The organism is Rhodococcus sp. T7 (assembly GCF_009872365.1).
Taxonomy (GTDB): Bacteria; Actinomycetota; Actinomycetes; order Mycobacteriales; family Mycobacteriaceae; genus Rhodococcus_F.
Window position 1 is genome coordinate 1 of sequence record NZ_WXYH01000139.1, and the last position, 4,694, is coordinate 4,694.

The 4,694-nt window shown below is 63.4% G+C and carries 4 protein-coding genes; 2 read left to right on the forward strand and 2 right to left on the reverse strand.

Features of this window, described 5'->3' with window-relative positions; translation table 11 throughout:
• Positions 1 to 502: 502 nt before the first annotated feature.
• Positions 503 to 934, reverse strand: coding sequence for a hypothetical protein (locus MLGJGCBP_RS15990; protein WP_201453086.1), 432 nt, complete (start codon positions 932 to 934; stop codon positions 503 to 505).
• A gap of 582 nt (positions 935 to 1,516) precedes the next feature.
• Entirely contained in the window at positions 1,517 to 2,122 is a 606-nt protein-coding gene (locus tag MLGJGCBP_RS15995) for a TetR/AcrR family transcriptional regulator (RefSeq protein WP_160096799.1), read from the reverse strand.
• A gap of 106 nt (positions 2,123 to 2,228) precedes the next feature.
• Here MLGJGCBP_RS15995 and MLGJGCBP_RS16000 point away from each other — a divergent pair, with 106 nt between their 5' ends.
• Positions 2,229 to 3,152 (forward strand): oxygenase MpaB family protein, encoded by a 924-nt coding sequence (locus MLGJGCBP_RS16000; RefSeq protein WP_160096801.1) that lies wholly within the window; start codon positions 2,229 to 2,231, stop codon positions 3,150 to 3,152.
• Entirely contained in the window at positions 3,149 to 4,621 is a 1,473-nt protein-coding gene (locus tag MLGJGCBP_RS16005) for an aldehyde dehydrogenase family protein (RefSeq protein WP_160096803.1), read from the forward strand. The genes MLGJGCBP_RS16000 and MLGJGCBP_RS16005 overlap by 4 nt, the downstream gene beginning before the upstream one ends.
• The last annotated feature ends 73 nt before the right edge of the window (positions 4,622 to 4,694 follow it).

Here is a 4,694-nt window from a genome sequence, read left to right on the forward strand (position 1 = left end):
GTGAGGGTGAGTTCATGGTTACTCGCTCTCTGCTTACACGACGCTGCCGCACCGCGAACACCCAGTAGGCTGCGGTCTGGTTTTGTCCTCCCACTTACCTGTCCGTCCGGGACACTCCTGTCGAATCGGTCGCCACAGACATATACGCTGCCACGTCGGCAGAACCTGCGGAGCACAAAAGCCGCGATGGGGATCGTCATTCGGCGGACAAGCTGGGCGAGCATGCCCTGCCGGTCAGGGCTGTTTCCGCGGGCCGCGTCGGTCCAGTCCGAGGGCAGGGGTGGAAAACGCGGTGGTGTCGACGCCGACTCCGGCGGCCTAGGACAGATGACCACCGAGCCATCCGCTGACTCCGAGCAGTCCTGCGCCGAGCACGGACAGGCCGACGCCGACGCCGTGACGGCCACTCCGTCGGGCGGTCCACGACGCGTCGACCGGCCGACGATCCGCGTGATCACCCAGGGGAACAAGAACAGGACGGTCGCTCGGATCACGATCTCCATCAGGGCACCAGCCAGGTGGGGAATTCCAGGGTGACCACGTCGTGTCCCTTCTCCAAGATCGATACCGAGCCCGGCGCGCCGATTCGGGCTGACGGTTGAATGTAGGCGTCGAACCCGAGGGTGAGGGTGTCACCGGGCCGCGGATCGAGTGTCATGTAGGTGCGCGAGGCGTCGCTGGTCTCGGCGGAGGGCTCCGGTGTCCAGCCCTGGTTCTCGACGATGTCGAAGTAGTCGGATTCGACGACGATCACCACCGGTTCGGCGAAGCCACCGACTTTGCGGACCGTGAGGTTCCATGGCACGTCCAGGCCGGCGCGCGCGATCTGGAGATAGGTGGGTGTGAGTTCGTAACCGCCACCGGAGGCGCGCGCAGTGGCACTGCGAACACCGAGCAGCCCCACCTCGCCGAGCACGACGATCACCGCGAGCACTGCGACGGTGCCCTCCGGAGCTACGCGACGGCCGGGGACCGCACATGACGTCGAACGTCATCGAACACCGAATCCCGAATGCGAACTGCGCGTCTCATGCATCCAACGTTTCACGGCGAAGGCTCTCGATCCCCAGGCCCGTATCGATCAGCAATCGGTGACCACTCAGCCATCCACTTGCGGGCAGCATCGCGGATGATTCCTCGTGATACCACGCTGCAGTGCAAAACCTACGCGAGCACATCTGCAATGTGTGGCACCGTTGTGCGATGACCGATGGAACCGTGAGAGGCGACGCTCCTGACGAGATCGCCGCTATCAAAGCGATCCTCCATACCCCCACAGAACAGCAGGTTCTCGAACTCCTCCAATCGACCCCCGCCAGCACGGTGCTCGAGCAGTGGACCCGAATCGCGTCCTGGTTGCGAACCAATCTCTCGCATCCGGCGCTCGTCGGAGCCACTGACGAGCAGATAGCGGGCCAGAGCAAGCCACGGTCGTTTGGACGAGCGAGCTCGTGAACGTCGCCACCTAGCAACGCGCTTCCACTCCGGGCCGCCTCGGGCAATGGCCTGGTCATCGTCACAGTGAGTCGGCCAGGCTCTGTCCGAGGTCCGTAAGCGTCTGGATGAACTCACCCTTGGTGAAGCCGAGGTCGCCCCGAAGCCAGCGATCGAGGACTTCACACGTGCCTGCCACCATCACCATGGTGATGGCTCGGGCACGAAGGTCTGACGGATCAGCGCCGAGAACCTCACGTATGAGCACCGGAGTGAACTCGTCGACAACCTGCCGGCGACGTGCCTCGAGCGCAGGATTGGCCGGAGCGGAGGTGTAGAGATGAGCTGCGCGCGGATCGGCACTGAACACCTCCACCAGCGCGGTGGCAGTAAGAGCCACCCGACTCCGGATCGAGGTGCAGATCTCGAGCTGGTCGGCGAGCTGCCCGCTCAGCTGCGCGAAGACACCGTCGAGTGCGGCCACAAGGATGGCGTCGCGGTCGCGATAACTCTCGTAGAAGTACCGCTTCGACAGCCCGGCTCTAGCGCAGATTGCCTCGACCGAGACCGAGGCTACCCCGTCCTCGGCAGCGACAGCGAGGCATGACTCGAGCAGCTGCTGACGACGTTGACTGCGTCGAGTCTCGGCATCAACACCCCGGTACGGGCGCACGACTGATGTAACCATGACTACATCTTGACACGACACCGTTCCTAGTTGCATCCTCGCAATATAGGAACGGTGTCGTATCAGTTTTGATCCGGCACTCGCGGCTCAAGTTCGGAGGAACGACATGAAGGCAGACTCAGCACTGATGTCTCGCCGGCTGGTGACAGGTCGAGCAATCGGACGGCGCATCGAAGAACTCGACCCCCTTCGGGACAACGAGGAAGCGACCCACCTGAGCCTGGAAGTGCGGTACGGCGACGCGATATTTGCCCACGGCGCGTACACTGTTGCGTTTGCTCGACAGGTCGCCATCCCGTCGATCTCGCGAGTCGTCTACCGCAAGGGCACCGGCGACATGATGAACGATGTCCGCCGACGTAACGACGACACGCTGCTGTTCTTCGGCGAGATGCTCCGTCACGGTCATTCCAGCGCAAACGGGCGCAGCGTGATCGATCGAATGGAGCAGATCCACGCCCGATTCGGGATCACGGACGACGACAAGCTGTACACGCTCGGTTCGCTCGCCTTCGAGCCGGATCGGGTCGTCGATCATCTCGGCATCGACTTGTTCACCGAGAACGAGCGACTGTCCCGGTATCACTTCTGGCGTTGCGTGGGCGAGTACATGGGGCTCGACGTACCCGGCAGCAGAGACGCTTTCCTGGACTGGACCCTGAAGTACGAGGATCGATATGAGTACACCGACGGCGGACGAGCGTTGGTCGATCAGTTGCTCTTGGATTGGAAGGACCGCTGGTTTCCCGGTCCGTTGCGCCAACACTCCGACAACGTTCTACTGGCAATGTTCGACGGAAAGCTCCGTGCCACACATCAACTCCCCGATCCCCCCGCGGTGTACCGCAGCACTGTGCCACCCCTCATCAAGGGCTATCTCACTTTCCAGGCGTGGCGGCCACATCGTCCGCACCGATCGTGGTCCGATCACTTCGGCAGCCGCCATCCCCGTCCCCTCGACGTTCCCACCCTGGGGCACCGCACACCGCCTCCGACGCAGAAGACGAGAGTGAACGAGGCGGCACGGTGACCACGCAACTACACAGCCGCAATCCTGCCACTGACGAGCTCATAGATTCGCTGCCGATCATGGACGCCGACGAGGTCCGTGCCGCCACCGACCGTGCACGCGCAGCATCGCACTGGTGGGGCGCACAAGGATTCAGCGGACGTCGCGTGGCCCTTCTCGCCTGGCGCCGCTACATGGCGACGCACGCGGACGAGATCATCGAATTGATTCACCGGGAGAACGGTAAACCGCGGGCCGATGCGGCGCTCGAACTGCTGCTCAGCCTCGAGCACATCACGTGGACGGCCAAGCACGCCTCAAAGATCCTGGGCCGAGAGAAGCGCCGCCCAGGGCTGTTGATGAGCAACTTTTCAGCCCACGTCGAGCACGTCCCGTTCGGTGTCGTAGGCGTGATCGGCCCCTGGAACTACCCGCTCTACACCCCCAACGGCTCGATCTCGACCGCGCTCGCTGCCGGCAACACCGTGGTCTTCAAGCCAAGCGAATACACCCCTGCCGTCGCCCGCTGGTACGTCGACGCATTCGCTGCCGCCAACCCGCAGGCACCGGGAGGCGTCCTCACCCTCGTCACCGGAGACGGCGCAACCGGCGCAGCACTGTGCCGTGCCGGCATCGACAAACTCGCCTTCACCGGATCAACCGCTACGGGACGAAAGGTCATGTCCACCTGCGCGGAGAACCTGGTTCCCGTCGTGATGGAACTGGGCGGAAAGGACGCGGCCATCGTCGCGGCCGACGCCGACATCAAGTCAGCCGCGGAGGCCATTGCCTTCGGTGCGATGGGCAACAGCGGCCAGACCTGTGTCGGAATCGAACGTGTCTACGTCGAGCGCTCCATTCGAGACCGGTTCCTCTCCGAACTCAAGGACGCCCTCCGCGACGTCTCCCCAGGTTGCGCCGCGACGTCGTCGTACGGGCCGATGACCATGCCCGGGCAGATCGACCTCGTCCGGCGCCACGTGAGCGATGCACTCGCCGAAGGTGCCCAAGCAGTCATGGGTGGAATCGACAGCATCGGTGACAGGTACATCGAACCGATCATCCTGGTTGATCCTCCGCACACTTCGTCCTCCATCCAAGAGGAGACCTTCGGTCCCACCCTCACCGTGACCACGGTCGATTCGTTGGACGATGCAATCAACTTGGCCAATGACGTGCCGTTCGGCCTCGCGGGTTCGGTCTTCTCACGTCGGCAGGCATCCCGAATCGCGCGAGACCTTGACACCGGGCAGGTTTCACTCAATTCGGTACTCGGATTCGCCGCAATCGCGTCACTTCCACTCGGCGGTCGGGGCGACAGCGGTTTCGGCCGCATTCACGGGCCCGAGGGCCTGCTCGAGTTCACGCGAACTCGAGCAGTCGCGACGCAGCGCTTTCCACTGCCCGGAATCGCACTGCTCAGTTTTCGGCGCCCGGAATGGCTCGACCGGGCACTGCCCCGACTCATCACCTGGCTGCATGGCCACTAGTACTGCAACGGCACATGCTTGACAGATGGACGATACTGATTGCGTGGTCCTCGATCTGGTTGCTGCCGAGTTG

What these genes read in the sequence shown, in the direction of transcription:
- MLGJGCBP_RS15995 (WP_160096799.1), bottom strand. Translation starts at nt 2,122, where the DNA reads ATGGTTACATCAGTCGTGCGCCCGTACCGGGGTGTTGATGCCGAGACT.
- MLGJGCBP_RS16000 (WP_160096801.1), top strand. Translation starts at nt 2,229, where the DNA reads ATGAAGGCAGACTCAGCACTGATGTCTCGCCGGCTGGTGACAGGTCGA.